This window comes from Methylolobus aquaticus (assembly GCF_054172105.1).
Window position 1 is genome coordinate 227,783 of the sequence record NZ_JBSYXP010000002.1, and the last position, 20,392, is coordinate 248,174.

At 61.8% G+C, this 20,392-nt stretch carries 19 protein-coding genes and 1 other RNA gene; 13 read left to right on the plus strand and 7 right to left on the minus strand.

The features are described from left to right. Window positions 1-381 precede the first annotated feature (381 nt). The 12 genes from ACW73L_RS03690 to ACW73L_RS03745 all read left to right on the plus strand — a co-directional run bounded on the left by ACW73L_RS03690 (window position 382) and on the right by ACW73L_RS03745 (window position 13,521). Entirely contained in the window at window positions 382-1,458 is a 1,077-nt protein-coding gene (locus ACW73L_RS03690; RefSeq protein ID WP_498920065.1) for a hypothetical protein, read from the plus strand. A 45-nt stretch (window positions 1,459-1,503) separates the two neighbouring features. Next, on the plus strand, window positions 1,504-2,451 hold the full coding sequence (locus tag ACW73L_RS03695) for a serine/threonine-protein kinase (RefSeq protein ID WP_498920066.1): 948 nt from the start codon (window positions 1,504-1,506) through the stop codon (window positions 2,449-2,451). A 30-nt stretch (window positions 2,452-2,481) separates the two neighbouring features. Continuing rightward, entirely contained in the window at window positions 2,482-3,774 is a 1,293-nt protein-coding gene (locus ACW73L_RS03700; protein ID WP_498920067.1) for a hypothetical protein, read from the plus strand. A 36-nt stretch (window positions 3,775-3,810) separates the two neighbouring features. Then, window positions 3,811-5,589 (plus strand): hypothetical protein, encoded by a 1,779-nt coding sequence (locus ACW73L_RS03705; protein WP_498920068.1) that lies wholly within the window; start codon window positions 3,811-3,813, stop codon window positions 5,587-5,589. A 35-nt stretch (window positions 5,590-5,624) separates the two neighbouring features. Then, window positions 5,625-6,191, plus strand: coding sequence for a hypothetical protein (locus ACW73L_RS03710; protein WP_498920069.1), 567 nt, complete (start codon window positions 5,625-5,627; stop codon window positions 6,189-6,191). 52 nt (window positions 6,192-6,243) lie between these two features. After that, window positions 6,244-7,347 carry a hypothetical protein gene (locus tag ACW73L_RS03715; RefSeq protein ID WP_498920070.1) on the plus strand — a complete coding sequence of 368 codons (1,104 nt, stop codon included), beginning with the start codon at window positions 6,244-6,246 and terminating at the stop codon, window positions 7,345-7,347. A gap of 219 nt (window positions 7,348-7,566) precedes the next feature. Next, the gene (locus ACW73L_RS03720; RefSeq protein WP_498920071.1) at window positions 7,567-8,238 is read left to right on the plus strand and encodes a hypothetical protein; all 672 of its coding nucleotides are present in this window, start codon (window positions 7,567-7,569) and stop codon (window positions 8,236-8,238) included. A gap of 48 nt (window positions 8,239-8,286) precedes the next feature. After that, on the plus strand, window positions 8,287-9,183 hold the full coding sequence (locus ACW73L_RS03725) for a hypothetical protein (protein ID WP_498920072.1): 897 nt from the start codon (window positions 8,287-8,289) through the stop codon (window positions 9,181-9,183). Window positions 9,184-9,223: 40 nt separating this feature from the next. Continuing rightward, window positions 9,224-10,243, plus strand: coding sequence for a DUF4438 domain-containing protein (locus tag ACW73L_RS03730; RefSeq protein ID WP_498920073.1), 1,020 nt, complete (start codon window positions 9,224-9,226; stop codon window positions 10,241-10,243). A 10-nt stretch (window positions 10,244-10,253) separates the two neighbouring features. Then, window positions 10,254-10,466: a hypothetical protein gene (locus tag ACW73L_RS03735; RefSeq protein WP_498920074.1), complete on the plus strand. Its 213-nt coding sequence runs from the start codon at window positions 10,254-10,256 to the stop codon at window positions 10,464-10,466. A 318-nt stretch (window positions 10,467-10,784) separates the two neighbouring features. Beyond that, on the plus strand, window positions 10,785-11,285 hold the full coding sequence (locus ACW73L_RS03740; RefSeq protein WP_498920075.1) for a response regulator transcription factor: 501 nt from the start codon (window positions 10,785-10,787) through the stop codon (window positions 11,283-11,285). Window positions 11,286-12,462: 1,177 nt separating this feature from the next. Next, the gene (locus ACW73L_RS03745; RefSeq protein WP_498920076.1) at window positions 12,463-13,521 is read left to right on the plus strand and encodes a ParA family protein; all 1,059 of its coding nucleotides are present in this window, start codon (window positions 12,463-12,465) and stop codon (window positions 13,519-13,521) included. A gap of 217 nt (window positions 13,522-13,738) precedes the next feature. On the opposite strand, the gene ACW73L_RS03750 is transcribed toward ACW73L_RS03745, so the two are convergent. From ACW73L_RS03750 to ACW73L_RS03770, 5 genes are all read right to left on the minus strand, one after another. After that, the gene (locus ACW73L_RS03750) at window positions 13,739-14,815 is read right to left on the minus strand and encodes an Arm DNA-binding domain-containing protein (protein ID WP_498920077.1); all 1,077 of its coding nucleotides are present in this window, start codon (window positions 14,813-14,815) and stop codon (window positions 13,739-13,741) included. Continuing rightward, a complete protein-coding gene (xisR, locus tag ACW73L_RS03755; RefSeq protein ID WP_498920078.1) occupies window positions 14,791-14,982 on the minus strand; it encodes an excisionase family protein in 192 nt (63 codons plus the stop codon). The genes ACW73L_RS03750 and xisR overlap by 25 nt, the downstream gene beginning before the upstream one ends. After that, entirely contained in the window at window positions 14,979-15,377 is a 399-nt protein-coding gene (locus ACW73L_RS03760; RefSeq protein ID WP_498920079.1) for a hypothetical protein, read from the minus strand. Before ACW73L_RS03760 ends, xisR begins: the two co-directional genes overlap by 4 nt. A gap of 77 nt (window positions 15,378-15,454) precedes the next feature. Then, window positions 15,455-15,682: a hypothetical protein gene (locus ACW73L_RS03765; RefSeq protein WP_498920080.1), complete on the minus strand. Its 228-nt coding sequence runs from the start codon at window positions 15,680-15,682 to the stop codon at window positions 15,455-15,457. A gap of 43 nt (window positions 15,683-15,725) precedes the next feature. Beyond that, window positions 15,726-17,123 carry a replication endonuclease gene (locus tag ACW73L_RS03770; RefSeq protein ID WP_498920081.1) on the minus strand — a complete coding sequence of 466 codons (1,398 nt, stop codon included), beginning with the start codon at window positions 17,121-17,123 and terminating at the stop codon, window positions 15,726-15,728. 144 nt (window positions 17,124-17,267) lie between these two features. On the opposite strand from ACW73L_RS03770, the gene ACW73L_RS03775 reads away from it, so the two are divergent. Continuing rightward, window positions 17,268-17,399 (plus strand): hypothetical protein, encoded by a 132-nt coding sequence (locus ACW73L_RS03775; RefSeq protein ID WP_498920082.1) that lies wholly within the window; start codon window positions 17,268-17,270, stop codon window positions 17,397-17,399. Between the two features lie 206 nt (window positions 17,400-17,605). On the opposite strand, the gene ssrA is transcribed toward ACW73L_RS03775, so the two are convergent. Both ssrA and ACW73L_RS03785 read right to left on the minus strand, forming a co-directional pair. Next, window positions 17,606-17,959: a transfer-messenger RNA gene (gene ssrA, locus ACW73L_RS03780) on the minus strand. 107 nt (window positions 17,960-18,066) lie between these two features. Further along, window positions 18,067-20,385: a DNA internalization-related competence protein ComEC/Rec2 gene (locus ACW73L_RS03785; RefSeq protein ID WP_498920083.1), complete on the minus strand. Its 2,319-nt coding sequence runs from the start codon at window positions 20,383-20,385 to the stop codon at window positions 18,067-18,069. Window positions 20,386-20,392 lie beyond the last annotated feature (7 nt).

Below are 20,392 nucleotides of genomic sequence, written 5' to 3' on the forward strand. Positions count from 1 at the left end.
AAAAAACAATACCATCTCCAGCCGCTGGCTCACTCAAGTCGTTGCTCATGCAATAGTTCTCATCTGCTCTGGGCAGCAGATATTCCGTCCTCCGCCGCCCCCTCTCGGAATCGCTCGCTCCAGTTCCGTCACACGGACCAGTCCAGCGTGCTGTGCCGAAATCGTTCTCCAAGCCAATTGGATCCACGAGCGTCACTCACACGAGTGACCCGAAGTGAGCGACCCAAAGCGGGTGACCCAGATTTTGCGACTTGTTCGCAATCGCCCCCAGGGTCACCCTTACTGCCAACTCACGGGGGTTGCTCGAACCAGTGCTCCCGTCCTTCCGCACTCTACCGATTAAAGGAGGGTTCCGTGGACCAGCGATTCGAAAGTGAAGTAATGCAAGACTTGATGGAAGGCAGTCCTCCCCCTCCTTCGGCCGACGAGTTCTTCGAGGAAGATGGTTTTGAAGGGGAAGGCTACGAGGAAGACTTCGGAGCAGAAGGCCTCGAAGAGGAGGGCCTGATGGAAAGCGGGGACGCCTACGATGAGGGCAACGGTTTCGAGGAAGAGGCGCTGGCCGAGGGTTATGGAGATGGCTTTGAGGAGGACGCCTACGAGGAAGATCTCATGGCCGGTGATTACGCGGAGGAGGAGGAGGCCGATCTCGCCGCCGAGTTGGAAGATGTCGTCGCCGATGCGCTCGACGCAGAGGACAGCGATGAGTTCCTGGGACGACTGATCGGCGGCATCAGCCGCGTGGCTGGATTGGTCAGGCGGGGTGCGCGAACGGCTCGCGGTGTCGCTGGCACGGTCGGGCGTGTCGCCGGTCAGGCCGGCCGTGTTGCGCGAACGGTAGAGGGCGTTGCCGGTCGGACGCGTCGCGCGACCCGCCCCGCTGCGCCCGGTCGCCGGCCGCGCCCAATACCGGGCCAGCCCGCCGCGTTGCAGGCAATCCTGGGCCAGTTACTGCCGCTTCTGCAGCAACAGGCCGGTCAGGGGGCTGACGAACTCGAGTTGTTCGAGGACCTGGCAGACTGGTTCGAGGAAGAGGAAGCCGATGAGGCACTGCCGGTTTTGGCCGGGATCGCAGCGCGAGCGGCCGTCAGGCCGCTGATCCGTCGGACCGGTGCGCTGCTGGGCCGCACGGCCGGGCGGCAACTGGTGCGGGGAGCAGTGCAGGCGGCTCGCACGCTCGTCAGCCGGCAAGGACCCCGGGCGGTGCGCGCTTTGCCACGTATCGCACGCAGTGTCGGACGCGCGGCGGCCCGTCGGGGCCTTCGCCCGACGGTGGTACCGGTCGCGATGCGGCGCGCCGCCGCTCGTGTGGTCGCCCAGCCGGCGCTGGCCAGGCGGCTATCCCAACCAGCGGTCGCAAGCCGCCCGCCTGGGGTTCGGAGAAGGGGCGTCGTGAGCAGCGGCGTTCCGCGACGCTTTACCGTCGCGGGTCCAGTGGAGCTCATCATGCGGCGTTGACTCCGTGGACGAGCCTTTTCATTCAAAAACCATGAGGACAGACCCATGAGCAGTTTTGAAGCCGACGTAATGGAAGATCTTCTCTACGACGAGGCAGAGGGTCCCGCGCGCGGACATCAGTTCGACGAGTTCTCCGAGTACGATGAATTCGGTGAGGAGGAGAGCGACGAGTTTCTGCGCAACATCATCGGTGGCATCGGGCGCGCCGTCGGCGGCCTGGCGGGCGGCAGTGATCAGTACGATGAGGCCGAGGAATGGGGCGAGTACGATGCCTATGATGAGGCGGAAGACGCCGACGTCATGGACGCCATGGAAGAGGCTGTCGCCGACGCCCTCGGCGCCGAGGATACGGACGAATTCTTTCGGCGGCTGGCACGCGGCGTCAGCCGTGTCGCCCGGGGTGCCGTGCGAGTGGCGCGCCGGGTAGCCCCCGTCGTCGGGCGTATCGCGCGCACCGTGGCGCCCATCGCCAGCGCGATACCTCTGCCCTGGACACAAGCCGTCGGCCGTGTCGCGAACGTCGTCGGGCGCCTGATGGCAGACGAGGCGGACGAGTTCGAGGCCTTTGACGAGATGCTCGACTCGTTCGACGAAGGCGAGATCGATGCCGCGGCACCGGTGATCGCCGGGCTGACGATACGCCGCACCATGCCGGGTGTTGCGAGGTTGCCGCGGACGCAGCGGCGCCAGTTGGTCCGCAGCGTGACGCAGGCCACACGGACGGTCGCGCGTCGCCAGGGCGTGCCGGCTGCGCGCGCTGTTCCCGCGGTGGTCAGGGCAGTACAGCGAGGCGTCCGTACCCGCCGTGTTCCGCCGCGCGCAGTGCCGAGGGCAATCACCCGGGCCGCAGCACAGGTGGCGCGCAGCCCGCAGACCGTCAGGCGGCTGGCGCAGGCCACGCCACGCACGGTGGGCCGCGCGACCCGCCCCATCGGTCCCGGCCGGCGGTTCACCTTGCGCGGTCCGGTCACCATCAGCATTCAGGGACGGTGAGCGCAAACCCCAGGGCGGGAGGGACGGGACATGGCCATGCTGACGCGCACCTTTCTTCGCACCAAGATCCTGGCCTTGGCCGCGCGGGCGCGCCGGCTGTCCCGGATCGATGGCGAAGGCGTGGGAATTCGTCCGCAGGACCGGCCCTACGCCCCTACGCCCGCCCATTTCCGCGCCGCCAACCAACGGCTGGCGGCGATTGACCAGCAAATCGCGGGACGTTTGGCCCGGGTGGAACAGTGTTGGCAGACCGCGCCGGTGCAGCGTGTACTGATCGACATTGCGCTGGTAGAACGGGAAATCGACCGGGCGCGCAGGACCTTCGGCTTGTTTTTCGAGATCTTCAGCCAGCGCGGGTCGATGTTCGCACCGACCCTGGCGGCCTATGACGTCATCGCCGAGGATTGCTACAGGGCGGTGCGTCAGGCCGCGCCAGCGGTTTTTCGGGGTCCGCTGATCAAACCCCTGTGCTACATGGAGCATGGCTTTTCGCCGGCGACGATGCGGCGGGGTGTGCTGCTCAGCCGTCTGTTGGGCGAACCCAATCCCTTCCCCATCGTGCGGATCCCGTGGGACCGCGACAACCCCTGGCAGCCGGTGATGCTGCACGAGGTGTCGCACAACCTGCAGGCCGACCTCGGCATCTGGCAGGAGAACCGGCAGGCCGTGATCCGGCGGATCCTGCGCGCCAGCGGGGATCCCGCGCTGACGCGAATCTACGGGCTGTGGCACAAGGAAATCTTCGCCGATCTCGCCGCCATCCTGCTGGGTGGCCCGGCGGCGGCGTGGGGCATGGCGATCTTTCTGGCTCACCCGGCCTCGCGCACGATGACGTATCGCCCGGGGGGCGCTCATCCCACGGCCTATCTCCGCATCCATATCCTGGTGGAGATGCTGGGCCGGCTGGGTTTCGATCAAAGCGCGTATCGGCTGCGGAGAGTGTGGGAAGACCTATACAACCCCCGGGGCTTCAACCGCCTCCCCGTTCGCCTGCTGGCGACATCGAGCCGCATCATCCCGGAGGTGGTCGACGAGATCGCCTTCCAGACGCGCCGCAATCTCGCGCAGCGGGCATTGGCGGACATCATCCCCTTCGGGCCTGCGGATGAGCGCCGGATTCGGATCGGGGCCCAAGCCCTGCAGCGCGGTGGTGTGCCGGACGACCTGCCGCCACGCCATCTGGTCAGTGCCGCGGGCTATGCCCTGGCCAGTGGCCGGGTCGCGCCGCGAATGGTGGCCAACCGCGTCATTGGCCTGTTGAACGACATGCGCGCCAGACCCACGGAGACGCCGCGAGACAGGGTTCTATCCCATGCGGCATGACATGAGTAATTCGAACAACCAGCCGAGGTGAACGACATGGCATCTCCATCCAGCAATCCGTTTTACGGCAGCGCTGCCGGAAACACCCCGGCGAATAGCGGGTATCAGCGTTTGGCGTTGGACAACCTGCTGCGGCGTGAACTCCGCGTCAGTGATCCCAACGATCCTCAACAAATCGCAAACGCCTTGCTCGACCGGTTCAAGGAAAGTCCGCGTGCTCAGGCGATTGGCCAGGAGGCTCGCGGACTTCCGTTCCTGCAGGCACTGCCGGCGGCTGTTTCAGCGATGCCCGCAGGAAACTCATCGGACGTGGAATTGCAACAGGCGAAGGACGATGTCGAGCGCGACCTACAGGAATTGCTCACCAATTCGCTGTTGAAAGATGTAACTCCCGAGATTCACGGCTGGGCGCAGGCCATTCGATCGGCTATCCAGGAAGGAACCATGGCCGCGCGTTTCGCTCTGGATCCCAGGCAAAGGGACAAGTCCTTCGCGATCCGCCGCCAACTGAGTGACTACGCTCGCATGGCACGACTGGTGGGTACGCTGACGCCGGCCACCAGCATGATCTACCGGAAGTTTGCTCAGAGTCTGGACGAAGTCGGTGCCGTCATTCTTGTGCTGATGGGGGAAAGCCTTTCCAACGTGGGCTTCAACGGAGGCAGGTTTCTGCTCCAGGTACCGTTTGCCGAGTTGGAGGTCCGTCGGGATACCGTGATCTATTCACTCCGGAATCTGATCGGTGCGACGCAGGAAGCCTACGGCCCCAATGACTGGCCGCGTGGACTCGACGGCTATCGTCTGCTGTTTCGCGAACTGGAGAATCAGGGCTACGGCGATCTGCGAGCCTTGCTGCAGGAAAATGAACTGTCGCGGATTATGGACGAACTGATCGAGCGTGCCGACCACGGGCGCGTCCAGGGCTTACGTGCGTTGGGCTCAACAGCGCGGATTGATATCGAACGATTCCGCCGCCTGGTAGTAATTGGCCAACAATTGGCTGTGGACGAACAGAATCAGCCCGCGCCGTGGTCGCCGCCGTTGACGGCTTTTCTGGAGTCCTTACTCCTCTTCTCGGACTCTTTCGACAGTTCAGGTGGGTTCCGACTGGTTCGCGTCGCGCGGCCTCCTGTCCTGTACTACGGCTTGTTCGGCAATCGTGTTGCCGACGCTGGTGAGGACAGGCTGATGGCGCTGATCGTGGAACGCAACCGCTTGGCTGAAGGCCTCGACTGCTGGGCAGATTGCGAGTGCGGGCCGGATGCAGTCATCTGCCAGGTGATTCTGGACAAGTTGCTTTACGACACCGACCGCGCAGTGGATCTGTACTGCAATGGTCAGCAATCGTTCGGCTTACCGGAACAGCGTGCATCCGCCTACGGTCTGCTGGTTGACGTTTTCGCCAATCCCAGACCAGGCGAACTGGGGCCGCGGTTCGAGGCTTGCTCGGCTCGTCAAGACTCCAGCCTCGCGCAGCGCGTGCGAGAAAGTCTGAATGCCATTTCCGGCAACTCAGGCTTGCGTCCTGCTGAGTTTCAGACTGAATTCGATCATCCGCAGCGGAGAGCGGCCTTTCAAGCGTTGTTGCACCAGGAACTCTGCCTGCAGCGTCAAAGGGAAGATCAATCGCGTGCCATGCTCGAAACCCTGGCCCCCAATTGTCACAGTTTCGACACGATCTTCAACGCCGTTTTCGCCGTGATTGATCGGGCTGTCGGTCGCCTGAACGCCGTGCCGCAGCGGGCTTGCCCGGCGCCCGACATCTTGCTGCCACCTCACCCCGACGTGAGCTTGGGGCGCTCGTCGCTGACTTGAAGCGAACGACCACTCACCAGTTGGAGGACATCAACATGCTACGAGTAGTCACGACCCATGTCGGCGTCACCGACCAGAGGACCAAAGCCATCACAGCGGAAATTGCCGCGCTACAGAAGGCGCTGGAGCGGTTTGCGGACGTGATTGCTGATACGACGTCGAAGCAGATCAACCCGCTTTTCGACCTGTCCCAGGGGCTCCGCAACGCGGTCGACAGTCAGGCGAGGGAACTCGTCAAAGCTTTACAGCGCATTGCATCGCTAGAGGCTCGACAAGCAACGGAGTCCATCCCGTTTTCGGCAGGTCAGGTCAAGGAGCCAGCCCTCCAGGCGATTCGCGTACTGGCTCAGGTACAGGACATAGTGACCGACAAGGACTTTAAGCTGAAGGAAAACAACGAAACCCTGACGAAGAAGATCTCCGTCAGTTCCCCGTACAGGGAAAGCCTCGAGAGGATTTCGGATGCCGCTTTACAGGAAGAGTACAAGCGCGCCTTTGCACCGTTTTTGAAGGGTGATCATGAGGAACGGAGTGAGCGGTTCGTGATGATTCAGAAACTCAACAGCCGCCTCATTCAATTCTTCGCAGATCAATCCGCCTAGGTGGGCTGTAGCGAACATCCTAATGAATCCTCTTGCCGAAGGAGCTTGAGCCATGAGCTTCAATACCACAGAAACCATTCAACGACTCTGGGAGCAGTTCCTCCGAGAGCAACTTGCGTCTCTTCCTCCCGAGGAACGCCAACAATATGAGCAGCAGTTCGAGGACCGCTTTGGCGACCTGTTGAAAAAGGCCGCGAACGCCGATGGACGGGACGCATTCCTCGACCTGATCGGCTTTGGCGGCAAAGGGCCGGTCGAATTTGGTGAGATGTCTTATCCGTACATCCAGCCCGATTTCGACGACTCGGTCGTTCCGAGCCAACTGCACGCCGCCGCCGAGCTGTATTACATCTACCAGCACGAACGGATGAAACTGTTCCAGGTGGTCGATGTACTGCTGCGGCTGTTCCATCTCGGCAAGATGCGCATCCAGCGCGGCCCTGGCGCGCGCGGCCTGTACCTGCTGGAGAAATGGAAGCCCCTGCGCTACACGCTACGCGACCGCATGATGGCCTACCGCCGTGCATTCAATTACGGCACGGCGCAGGCGCCGGCCGGTGCGGTGGTCAACCGTAACTTCCACCGACAACTGGTGGGGTTCATGGTGGCCTTGTCGCAATACTTCCGCGACCTGTTGATCGGCGAGGTGATCCGTGGCGGGCAACTGATCGAGCAGCGTCCGTTTGGTTCAGTCGCTACGGTGCAACGTATCGGGCTGGACCTCCGCTACGCGCTGGACCGTTCCACCTATGGCAACGTTTTCTCGCTGACGATGGAAACCGGGCACTACCTGAAATCGGTATTGCAGCTGCTGGACGCACCCGACATCAAGAAGGCCTTCGACGCGAACACCAAATGGGATGTCGTCGAAATCGTCTCTCAGCGTTACCTGGGCGGCATCGCCGAACCCTCGCAGCGTGCGAAGATGGCGGAGAGCGGGCGGCGCATCCTGCAGTTCATCGCCGACAACGACTTCAAGACAGCGATCGATCCGATCCTGTTCCAGTCGACCATCCGACCGATGGGCGCCCACGCCGAAGCCTGGGTGGCGGCTTACCGGATGACGCCCGAAGGGCGGGGCTTTGTCGGCACGACACCCGCGTTGCGTAGCGTACTGGGAATGCCACCGACGGCGGCCCGGGCCACGGCGGTCTGACGAGCCGCGGAACGCTGGCGACGAAACGCATCTTTGCATGACTTGAGGTGCTCCGGCATGTACCAGACATTCGACGCCGCCGTCAGCGAAATGCTCCATGACGAATTGGACAGATTGGAACGCGGCAGTAATGGCAATTCGCCGTTCCGGCCCGTGTGCCGGCGTTGCCGGGTACAACCCTGCGAATGTGGAGCGTCTGGAACACGCTCACGACATCGCGTGCGAGGAAATCCCAGCGATCGCTCTGAACGCAGCAAGCTCGACGCATTCGAAGGGATGGAAGCGCACGATGCGGCAGCGGACTCGGACTTGGCTGACGGCATGGACGCGGCCGATGTCGAACTCGATGATGATGCGGATACGGCCGCGCGCAGCCCCCTCCGGCGCAATGTCCGGCGCGGCGGTGTGGCCGAGCGTCGACTCGAAAGGGTGTTCCGCCGTCATGGTTACGCGCTGGAGCGGCAGGTGCCGGTGGTATTTCTCGACCCGCGTGGAACGCCACGCGCTGGCTCGGTCGACGTGGTACCCGTTTCGCGCCGCGGCGGGCGTCCCGCCCCTGCTGCGTTCGAGAGCAAACATATCGATTTGTCCCGTTACCGGCTGCCAAGCGGTGGACTTGACGCGACGCGTCTGCGGGCCACGGTCAGCCAGCATGTCGCCCAGGCCCTGAACTATCAGCAGGGCTTGGCTGCACTGAACCAGATGCGGGGTGCACGCGGACTGCCGGCGCTGCCACAACGCGTCCGGCTGATCTATCAGGTACCCCAGGCTACATCGCGCACCGACGCGGCTCAGTTTCAGCGTCTCGCCGTGGCGGTCGCGCGTCCGCGGGGCGTCGCCGTCACGGTGTTCATGCCAGGAAGCCCGGCGTCGCGTGCATTCGAGGAGTGACGGGCGCCCAGCCCGCGGTCAGCTTTCATCCGAGGCAGCGTAAACAACATGAACGCGGTGTTGCCCGAGCTTTCCGTCAACATCAGCCAAAAGCGCTGGTCCTGCGTACTCGACCCAACCCTGGCGCTGTCCAGCTTCGGGTTGCCGCTGGCCACGCGCTTGGGCCGGGTCATGGACCTGTGGGTGGCGCGCGAACTGTGGCATATCCTCGACAACACCCATTTCTATCTACAGGAGCCGACCAGTCTGCTGCACACGGCCGACGATGAGGGCGCCCCAGCGCCTGAACGCTCGCGAATCGTCGTGGAAGCGCTGCGTGAATGGGAAAGGATCCGCCTCGAAAACGACCCCGGCCGGCAGAACTGCTATTGGATCGGCGACGGACCGATGGAGTCATTTCTGCCCGATGGCCTGGAACCGGAAGTGGTGTGGCGGTACGAGGCGATATGCGCCGACCTCGACCGGCTCTTGCCGGACAAGACGGTGCTGCCGTCCGCTTACCGCGATGTGGTGGCTTTGGCAGCAACCTTGCCATCAGCGTTCGTGCTGACGCACCTGCCAGCCACCGGCGAGACGGGTGAGCCGGGTGGCCGTGTCGGTTCAAGGCGTGTCCCGGATATTTGCCAGGTGTTCGAGCAGTGGACGGCAGTGCACGGTGATCGGCCCAGCCAGCGGTGCATTGAAGTCGCCGAGAATGACCCCTGGAGGCGTGAAGAAACCGATCTGCTCCGCAGGGCCATGCTTCATGCCGGGTTGGGGAAATGGGTCTGGTCGGGCTTGCGTCTCGCCGTGTTGCACATTGCGGCCCCGGCCGCTGCGATAGCCGCGGGGAGCCGACGGGGTGAATTCGGCTTCATGGGCGATGATCTCGGGGAGTTCGATGCCGAAACGCTGCCTGCTGCCGACTATTGGCGGGATGCACAGGCATTCTGGTATCCGTTATGACCGCTCGCATCACCCCGATGCTTCCACCGAGGAAGGGACGATGAACCGACACGGCCACCGTTCGCGGTCGGGACCACGGCTCAACGGCGAGGATCTGGTAATGGTCGCGGTCCAGGGCCAGATCGCTCATCCGGTCGGCGCAGCCAATCCCTACCGAATCGGAAACGATGGTGTGCCCCGGGTGTTACCGGCTACCGGTGGTATCGTGTTGAACCACCGCATCGGCGATCGCTGTGTCGGTTTGGCGGGCGACCATATCGAACCCGGTGTCTCGCTGCACAATAACCAGCGGGAGGTCGTTGGCGCCCGAAATGGCCCTAATCGTGCGCTGATGACTTACGCCTGTGTGGGCAACGCCGCCCGCGTCGTGACCGGTCCCTGCACGGGCCAGATCGGCCTGGTTACCGGCAAGCACGGCGGCATAGACCATGTCATCGTGGACTTCCCGACCTCCGTGCTGCAGCGCCTCAATATCGGCGACCGGGTTCAAATCTACAGTTGCGGCCTCGGCCTCGAACTGCCCGACTACCCCGAAATAGCAGTGTTCAACAGTGCGCCACGGCTTTTACTGCGCTGGGGCATTGCGGAGCACGACGGAGCCCTCGAAGTACCCGTCACCCACCGCTTCCCGGCGGGCATCATGGGCTCAGGCTTGGGGAAGAACACCGTCTGGCGAGGTGACTACGACATCCAGCTTTTCGATCAGCATACGCGCCGGCGTTACCGCCTGGAAACGCTGCGCTTCGGCGATCTGGTCGCGATCGCCGACGCCGACACCCGTTTCGGGCCAAGTGCAAGACTAGGCCGCATTACCGTGGGTGTCATCGTCCACGGCGATAGCACGGTGAGCGGTCACGGCCCGGGCCTGACACCTTTACTGACAGGACCGACTTCCCTAATCCGAGTGGTGCATGACGCCGAGGCTAATTTAGCGTCGATCTTTGGCATCCGAGCGTCAAGGCCGGCTCGACGGTTCCCAACGCTGATAGAGAAGCAGCTTAGGCCCGGACGGCTCGAGGTACGGCGCTCCCCCACGATTGGGGCTCCCCGTGAACTCTAGAGGTAGCCAAATGAAAGCTTCACCTTGGTTTTGCAAGCACCGAATTGAGCCCCTCGGCAGCGAGGAGTTCACTGGAGACGCGGCCGCCGAGATGGTGGACTTCCCCTTCGACATCGAAGGCGGCATGTTCTGGGACGAGATTGATTGGCTATGGGACTGCGGTCAGGAATGGGATGGTGATCAGCCTTTTCAGAGCGGTATGGACGACTCCCTTTTGCACTAAAGACGTAGCGCTTATCGACCGAGGCTATAGGCAGTCATACCGATTGTCTTGAGGTCGGGATCGTGACAGCCTAAAAAACTTGCCGTTATCTGGCTGGAATCCTTGCTGTCATCCCCGCGATGGATGGCTCGGATTTTCCTTCCATATCCTGGCGGCGTTCGATGTCTGCGACGGCGACCTGGGGGGGGCGCCGAGCGAACCCGGCTGAATGATCTTCCTGAAATCAGCCTGGCTTGCGGATGCCGCCTCCTCATGTACCCAGGCACAGCATGAAACGGGTTGGCTTCTCGCGCCGTAATGGGAAGCCGGGGGGTGGGAATGAAGCCTGATGATGGCAGCGATTTCTCGACGACGCCGGGGAGCAATAAACTTGTCGGCACCTTTGTCCTTGGGGATAAGGAGTTTCACATAATCTTGCTATCAGACACTCTGGCTGGGCCAGCCTTCGCGGAACAGGTGTCGGGCGGTACATTGAATTACACAGAAATCTGCCGGTTTGCGGTTGGCGACCGACAATGTTTGATTGCACGAAAGGCAAGCGTGAGTATCGATGCCCTTGGCCACGCGGGCACACTGAGTGCTCGCGAACTTCAAATTGCGGCGCTCGTCGCAAAAGGGGCACCGACAAAACAGATAGCCGCCCATCTCAGACTGAGCGAATGGACTGTCGCAACCTATCTGCGGCGCATTTGCGCGAAGCTTGGTGTCCGCACCCGTGCGGCGATGACCTTCAAGTGTGCAGCGGTTATCGAACTGGAGCAAGCAAAAGAGCGCCTACGGAATTCCACGGACTGCAGCGAACCAACACGAGGCGGTTAAGCGTCACTTTCGTAGAGTGCCGCCACTCCCGTCCCAGGAAGTGACAGTGGCGGAAACGCGAACCGACAAGACAGGTTCACCATCCGACGCGCTTTTGGGAGTTCGAGGCCGGCGCTGTCAATATCGCCGGGATCGAAGCCCATCCGGATTATCATGCGCGGTTGCTGGTGTTGGCGCTCGCGCTGGAATATGGGAACGATGGGTTCATCGTGCCCTCGGATGTCCCAGGCGGATCCTTGTGCCGCATCCGCGGGTACCTCCGCACCAACCGAGTCGGCAGTTCCACAAGAAAGCACTGCCGAATATGCGCGCGCATTCCACAGTGCAAAGCGCAGCTTTCTCTGAGCCGGTGTCCGATCCACAAAGTCCTTCCGGATGGGCGCTTCCGGGGCCGCGGTCAGTCGGCGCCCTTCGCCCATCAGACTCCCGCGCTGACCTTCCCACTTATCCCTCGAATTGTTGACGGCAAGTAAGGCTTTCCTGAATGCACACCATGGCTTGACCGACCTCGCGCTGTTCGGCTCTGCCCTTCCCGATGGAGAGCAGGAACCCAGTGACTTCGGCGTCCTGGTCAACCGCGACGCATGTCTGAAGATGTGCAGCGCGGGAGGCGGGTCTAGATGGACGACACTGCCCTTCGCGGTATGCTTCGAACACAAAAAAGCCAGCAGTGACGCTGGCTTATGGACGTTGTTGGATTCCTTTGAATCCTGAAGTGGTGGAGGCGGCGGGAATTGAACCTTGTGCTATTTCTGACATTTCAGTTCCTTACACTCAACTCTTGGCATACAAGTGTCGATTTCGGACATGCCATAGCCCGATGTTTTTCGACCTGCTTCGCGAAGCCTAACGGTTTCTTCCTGATTTAGCCGAAGTTTGTCTGGCTAACCTAGACACCCTTTCGACACCAGCTTTTCCACGGTTCGTCAGGCGAAAGGCGACACTTCGGAACATCCATACCGCCTTGCCCCCCTCTGTTCCAAACGCGCCGAGTTGGGGCCCTCTGCTGGGAAAGGAGGCCACGTCCCCCTCAGACAGAGCAGAACCGTGCCGCCCGCTCAACCATCTAATCGTAACATACTGTTTTTATTGACACTATAGCGTGTTAACAGTAAGATGCACAGACTGAGTAAAATATCGCACGTTTCATTCCATCTGGCGAGGAGAACACCGGCAAATGGCCATATACGCAATCTGGAATAATAAGGGTGGAGTTGGTAAAAGCTATCTGACTTTTCAGTTGGCCTCGGAATACGCTAGACAGCACCCAGACCGAAAGGTCCTAGTGATAGATCTATGCCCACAAGCCAACTCATCTTCAATGCTACTTGGCGGCATGATTGATGGCGAGAGCCGCTTAACAGAAATTCACACGGCACAACCAAGAAAAACCATTTCTGGCTACATCGAAGATAGAATTCGAAGCCCGTACATGTCGCCACAGTCTGGAGCTAGCTATGTAACACAGGTAGCTCTTCATAACAACAGGGTACCTAGTAACTTATACATGGTCGTTGGCGATGAACAGCTGGAGATTCAGTCTTCACGAGTTACCAGCGCGACATTTCCGGGCCCTCAAGACGCCTGGAGGATCGTTCACCTTTGGGTGCGCGATTTAATTACAGACATACTCGCATCCTGGAATGACGAAGCATCATGCGTGTTTATTGACTGCAATCCAAGCTTCACTATTTACACTGAGTTAGCCCTTACAGCCGCAGATCGATTGTTGATTCCGTTCTCTGCTGACGGATCTTCAAAAAGGGCGGTCAAAGCCGTTCTCTCACTTGTCTATGGCATTCGGAGACATACCGGCGACCCGCAATCTGACTTTCACCTAGAATCGACGAGATATAGGATGGCAACACCTGAAATATATATGTATATAGGAAACCGTTTAACTCAGATGAATAACTCTTCTGCCTCGGCTTTCAAGACAGTTGTCAACGAGATTGGTGAAGAAATATGGCGGGTTTGGCAAACATCACCGCAACTCTTCTGTGTACATCCAACGGGCGCGCCGACGCCGAATTCAAAGAAAGCGTTCAAGACAATGTTTCAGTATGAAGTTAACGATGCCAATACCGCGTCGGTTGTTTCCGGAGCCCTTGGAATCCCTATCTCGTCACTCACGTCAGGCCAGAAACACTTCACAGGAAAAACCATTGTCGTCAATCAATCTCAGCTGGACAAACAGGTTCCTAATGTACAGGAGCTAGTAAAAAACATTGAGTAGCCAAACGAAAGCGTCTTTTTTCAAACCTCCCACTCAAGCATTCAGAACGGCACCCCACAGTTAGCGGTGTTTTGCCTCGACGCGACACCACCTCTTCCGTGAATCAAAATAAGGAACAGACAACGGAGATATTTCCTACTCCTGCAGCCTCAAAGGGATCCGGATCTGACTACTTAGCCAACGCGGGAGACGGAGTAGCCTATTGTTCTATCGACGATTAGTGAATCCATCGCCCATAAACCTTCCTAATCTGCCCCCAGTCCTTGTGGCCCATCTGCTGCGCGACCCACATGGGATTCTCGCCTCTTGAGAGAAGCGTGGATGCGAACGTGTGACGCGTCTGGTAAGGATTCCGGTAGGTCACCCCGGCCCTGGCAAGCGCGGGGATCCAGACGGTTTTCCGAATCGCTTGGTCGTTCTTCCAGGCGTCGCTCTTTCGCGAATCGTGGAACACCCAGTTGTTTAGCTGGCCGGTGAACTCGCGCTGGCTAAGGAGCGCTTCTCTCGCCTGGGGCTGCAAGGTGACTTCCCGCGATCCCGAAGCGGTCTTCGTGCCTTTGAGGTGTCCCCGAACCTTGGCCTCGCGAACAAAGATCCGACCTTGCTCCAGGTCCACATCCTTCCACCGCAAGGCGATCAGCTCAGAGGTGCGGAGACCCGACCAGAACGCGAACTGGATCAGGTTACGTTCCTGGCCGGTGAGCTCGTTCAGAATGGCTGCGACTTCTTCGCCTGTGAACGGATCTGGCTCACGAGCGGGCGCCGGTAGATTCTTGACGCGCTCCAGGGGATTCTTGTCGATCCTCTCATCGAGGTACATCTCTTCGTAGACCTGGCGCAACGGCGTCAAGATGTTGTTCTTGCGCTTGTTCGAGCATGGCAGTTCCGCAAGCCACTCCTTGACCATGATGGCCGTGAGCTGCACAAGAGGGAGAGAGCCGAATCGTGGGATCAGGTGATAGTCGATCGCGCTGCGGTAATCGCGCAGGGTGCTTCGCTCACAGCGATCCCGGGCACGCTGGAACCAGGCGTCCAGGGCTTCGCCTATGGTGTACCGGTCGGCTCGGGAGGTCCGCAGCTTCTGCGCCGTCTTGCTGTATGGGAAATGCTGCAGGTAGTCGAACCGGCCCGTCCTAATCTCGTGCTTGATCGCCTGGAGTTGCTGCGCCAGCGCCTTCAGCAACGTCTTTGTCGGCGGCCCGGGCAGGCATTCGCGGCAACGGACCCCCTGATAGGTGAAGGCCAGTTGGATGCTGTTTCCCCGGACGGTTATGCCTTTGTACCCTGTATCCATGCGTCGACTGCCGTGAGTTTGATGAATATTCGACCATTGGGCGCTTTGACCCAGTGGATGCCTTGGCGCCATTGGCCCTTCTTCTTGAGCTGCCGGATGGATTCCGGGGTGATGCCGTAGAGTTCCGAGCACTTCTTGACGGTCACGAGTTCGGTTGGCCGGTTCATATGCCCTCCTTGTCGAGCTCAGCGAGGTGGCGTTGGATCTCCTGCTCGTCACTCAGCCGGCCCTTTTCGGGCACCTTGTGCTTGCCCATGATCACCGCCCAGAAGCTCTTGAGCGCCTTGGTGATGGCGTAGCCGACGCTCTTGCGCTCGCCGGCCGGCGTGATCGGCTCGCAGACGTCCTTGAACTCGATGCCGAGCACTTTTTCGTACTGGCGATAGGTGGCCGGGTTGTGGACGAGCTTGAGGACACGCCAGCCGAAGTACTGGCCGATGACCAGGGCACCGAGCGCGCTTTCGAGCGTCGTGCCGAGGCCCTTGAAATCGTCCATGTGCTGGAGGATGACTTTCTCGGTGGCTTCGTCCAGAACGAGGAGTCGTGCGTTGCTGGTTTCCATGATCACTACTGCCTTTGAGAGTTACTACTGACTTACAGAGTAGCTAGTGACTCTCAGGATCAAAACCGGCTGACCGATCAGCTTTCCAGCAATGTGATCTGGGTCTCGAATTCTTCCTTGTTGTACTGCCGGATCTCATCGTGGAGCTTCACGACGACCTCGATTTGGTCGTTCATCGTCAGCACGCCGCAGACGAGGCCGATCTGCGTGATATCGGGGAGTTGCCCGGCTTTGGCGGCATTCTTGTCCAGCACGGCCAGCCGGTAGATCAGGGCGACCGCTTCCTCTAGCGTGAATTCGTTCATGGCCAGGGGCTCTCGTTTGGCTTTTCTGCGCATGGGCTTTCCGTCAGTGGGTCCGACCGGTGGACTGATCCGGGTCAGTACAGTTATTGATACAGGTCCAAGGGAAGACCGCTGCGCTCGGAGCCGATCCCGGAGGGGAGAGCGTGAGCGGGGCGGCAGGCATGGCTGATGGTTCTTCCGTGGTCGGCAGCTGCGCGGCGGGGCGGGGCGCAGTCCCTGCGCTTCCGCCCTCGCCCGCTGCGCTGCCTTTGCGGGCGAGCGTCCAGAAATGCTTGCGCGTGTCGTGGGGCGTGTCCCGATGGGTGATGCCTGTTACGCGCTGGGGTGCCTGGTCTCCGTACTGGCCCCGGGTGGTGTAGACGATTTCCCCTGTAGCCGGGTGGAGCTGTCGGCCGAGCCCATAGAGGGGCTTGGCAGGATGGGCGCGGCGTGGCAACAAGGGTCCACCCATGCCGAGCGTGTAGGCCGCCCAGTCGCTGGCGGTCGCAGCGCTGCGCAGGGTCTCCAGGTCTTCGTCTTCGACCTTGGCGAGCTTCCGCATCTGCCGCCAGACGGTGACGCTGGGTCCGCCGATCTGCTGGAACTGGCGGATGTTCCAGACCGAGGCCCAGGTCGTGATGCGCTCGGCGGCGTGGCGTGCATCGTTGCCGATCTGATCCGCTTCCAGGCCGTGCCCGTCGATGTTCTTGGCGACGTACTTGGCGATGTAGCCGGTGGCGGTGCCTTGGGCCGGATCGATAGCGACCGCCTTGAAGCGGTGCGTCTGTGCGCCCGGTTCATCCCCGTTGTCGGCCAGGGCATAGCGGCGCATAACGGCCCGGACGAGGGCCGCATGCTTGGCCGGCATGAACAGCAGCAGATGCCAGTGCGGCGTTGCGTCGTGATGGGGCTCGACCACGCGGAACCCATAGGGCCGGATACCCTGCCGGTGCAGCTCGGAGCGGATCAGGGTCCACAGGTGGGTCAGGTAGACGTGCGCCTGGTGCGGGTTGGTCCCGTCATAGCGTGGGTTGCCCTGTCCATCGTGCAGGCGGGCGTGCATGCGTGACGGCGTGGTGAGGGTGTAGAACTCGCCCACGTCCCCGAGCAGGCCGGCGACCATTTCGAAGCCCTTGATGCGGACCATGAGCTCGGCGCGACGGATTGCCGGATTGGAAACCGAGCGGTCGGCCAGTTCCTGCAGGGAGTAAGTCTGCCCCGCTTCGTTGCCGACGAAGGTGGATTCCAGATAGAGGCGGCTTCGTTCTCGCTGGCGGCGCTTAAGCCTGACCGTGTAGTCACTGGCATAGGCGCCGCGACAGCGTGTCACCAGTTCGATATCGCGGGCGACGGCTTCGAAGGTCTGGAGGCGCAGGGTCTGGATTTTGCGGAACCACCATCGGGCATCGCACATGCGATTGAGGGCGGGCTCCAGGGCGCCATCTTTGACGTGGGGAGGCATGAGCCGGTAGCGCTCGACGATGCGGAGGCAACCTTGATGGGCGTCGGACGGTGTTGAGGCTTCCTGGCGCGTGAAGCTGCACCGAGTGGCGCAGGCGCGAGCCACGCCCCGGAGTTCTTCCGTGTCAGCGCAGAGGTTCAGGTCATGAATGCGGAGCCGCTCATGGATGTCCAGCAGTTCACGGTTGGCGTGAACGTGACTGAAGCGCTCGGCGGTCTGCGCGTACCGTCGCCCGAGATCGATAGCGATCGGAGCGAGGTCGCTGAAGATGCGTAACCGAAACGGTCGGCACTCGAAGGTGCCCAGGCCGGCGGTGAGGCGGTCCGCCTCGGCGACGTGTGGCGAATTTGTGTCAAATTCGTGCCACCACCGAGGCCGACGTAGACCGACCGAGACCGGTCGCGTCTTGTGGCTCGATCGACTAAAAGACTGATTTACATCGGTCTTAGTCGGTCTGTATGGGTCCTGAGTGGACCCCAATTTGGTGGAGGCGGCGGGAATTGAACCCGCGTCCGAAAGCCCTCCGCCCTCGGCTCTACATGCTTATCCAGCTCTATTAATTTAACCGTACGCCACCCGAGTGGCAGGGAGAGCGGACGGCGAGTCCTAAGTGTTTCGCGATCAGGCCTCGGACAGACCCTCTCGCTATCTCATAATTGTGTTACCCCCGGAACCCGCCGCCTATGAGCTGGCTGCGGACCGAAGGCTGGCCTTAAGCGGCCAGGGCGTAAACGTCGTCGTTTGCGTCTATTTTGTTGCAGTTGGATTTACGAGGTCCTCTGCCCCTCGGCATGCACCTCAGGTTTTGCGACTCCCGTCGAAGCCAAGTCGCCCCCATTGGTTCACTGAGAAGTGTGTCACATTTTGTGCTGGAATTGAAGCTCGCTTCGACCCGATCTCGAACCTTCACCGCGCGGGCCGACCGCTCACGGCAGATCCACCCCTACGGCCGCCAACTCCAGTAACGGTGGTAAGTCGATCGATATCCTACCGGACCTTGCACACCGGAACCGGTGCCCAATTCAACCCTGAGCGCACCGAGTTCGGCCGTGTTCGACACCTGAGCCGACACCTCTTCGTAACGCTTCAGCACCTTCGACGCCGGAAAGCCGAAACGGTTCCGGTAACCCGCCGACACCAGCACGTAGGCCGGCGACACCCGCTGCAGGAAGGGCCGGGTCGACGAGGAATCGCTGCCGTGGTGCGGTGCAATCAGCACGTCGGCGTCGAGGCGCTCGCCGTAGCGCTCCACGAGTTGGGCCTCGGCCAGTGCCTCGATGTCACCGGTCAGCAACGCCCGGTGCGGGCCCGCGGTGACTCTCAGCACGCAGGAACGGTCGTTCTCACTGCCCCGGTAGCTGCCCGCCGGCCACAGGAATTCGAAATGCACGCCGTCCCAGGTCCAGTCCTGACCCTCGGCACACGTCAGCGGTCGGGACGACGGCAGCCGCTCCGGCGCACTGCCGTAGGCAAGGCCGACCGGCATCAGCCGTGCGAGCGACTCCGCCCCGCCCATGTGGTCGATGTCCGCATGGCTGATCACCAGCGTGTCGACCCGGGTGACGCCCTGATCGGTCAGAAATGGCCAGAGCACGGCGGAGCCGATATCGAAGCGGTCGCTAAAGCGCGCACCGGTATCGAAGACGAGCGTGTGCCGGTGCGTGCGAACGACAGTGGCGAGGCCCTGCCCGACGTCGAGCAGGGTCAGCACGGCCTGGCCGGGCGCTGGCGCAGACGGCTGCCAGGTCAGCGCCGGGGCGAATAGCACACCGCCCACCCAGCGCGCCGGCAACCCGCGGGGGGCCAGCAGAATCAGTGCGCCTCCCAGGGCCAGCGCAGTCGCCCACAGGGGTGGCTGGGCCTGTATCCACTGTGCGAACGGCAGGCCGGCCATCGCGTCCAACAGCTTCCAGAAGTATGCGAGCAACTCGTCGGCCAGTCCGAACAGGCTTCCGCCAAGCGGCGGGTGGATGGGAAGCATCGCCGCGCCCAGCAGGCACAACGGAATCAGCGCGATGCCGAACAAGGGTACCGCGATCAGATTGGCCAGCGGCGACAACAATGGAATCTGGCGAAAGAACAGCAGCAGCAGCGGCGCCAATGCCAGGGCCGTGGCCCAGTTGATCTGCCACAGGCCCCACAGCGGGCGGGGTGGGCGGAGTCGATGGGCGGCCACCCACAGAATCGCTGCCACCGCGACGAACGACAGCCAGAAACCGGCTGCCAGAAGAGCCAGCGGATCGACCGAGATGACCGCGAACCCCGCCAGCAGCAGCAGGTAAAACGGACGGACGGGACGTTTCAATACGACTGCGGCCATGATGACCGCGATCATTACCAGGGCCCGACGCGTCGGGATCGCAAAGTCGGCGAGGCCGGAGTAGGCGAGTGCACCGGCGAAGCCGGCCCACGCGGCGACCGTCATCGGCGCCCAGCGCGAGACCTGCGCCACGGCGGCCAGCTTGAGTGAAAGCGCGAAACACCAACCGGCGATCAGCGCGATGTGCGACCCGGAGATGGCCACGAGATGGGCCGTCCCGGTCTTGCGCAGCACATCCCACTGCTCCGGCGTGATGTCGGACTCATCACCGAACACCAGGGCTTTCAGAATGCCCCCGAAGCGCCCTTCCCGCAGCACCGGCTCCAGCGCATCGCTGAGCGCCTGCCGCCAGCGCTGAAAGCCGAACAGGTCCGGCCGCGGGGCCAGCTGCTGGTTCTCGTCGCTCTCGCGCACGTAGCCAGTCGCGCCGATGCGGTGAGCGAACAGCCACAGTTCATAGTCCATGCCGCCCGGGTTCAGCATGCCGTGCGGTCGCTTCAGCTTGACCGCGAGGCGCCAGCGCTCACCCGCCTTGAGCGTGAACGCAGACCGGTACCAGGTGAGGCGGACCTGGCCGGGAACCCGGGCACCCTCCGGAGCCCGCACCGCATCGATCTCGAACAGGAAGCGGGTTTCGCCCTCGCGCACTTCGGGCACCGAGGCCACCGTCCCTTCGAGTCGCAGTTCGGATTGCTCCAGCGCACGGGGCAATTCCTGGGCGACGCGCAGGTAAGCCAGCGCCAGGGCCCAAATCAGACCGGCCAGCAGCGCGGCAAGCACGTGCCGTCGGTAGCGGACGAGCCCGACGAGGCCGGCGACAGCAGGGACGAGCACCCAGGTAGTCGGCAGCGACGGCAGCCACTGGATCGCGGCGACACCCGCCACGAAGGCCAGCATTACACGGGCCGTTGGCGCCGACTCCCTGGGAAGAATTTCATTCAACTTTCGG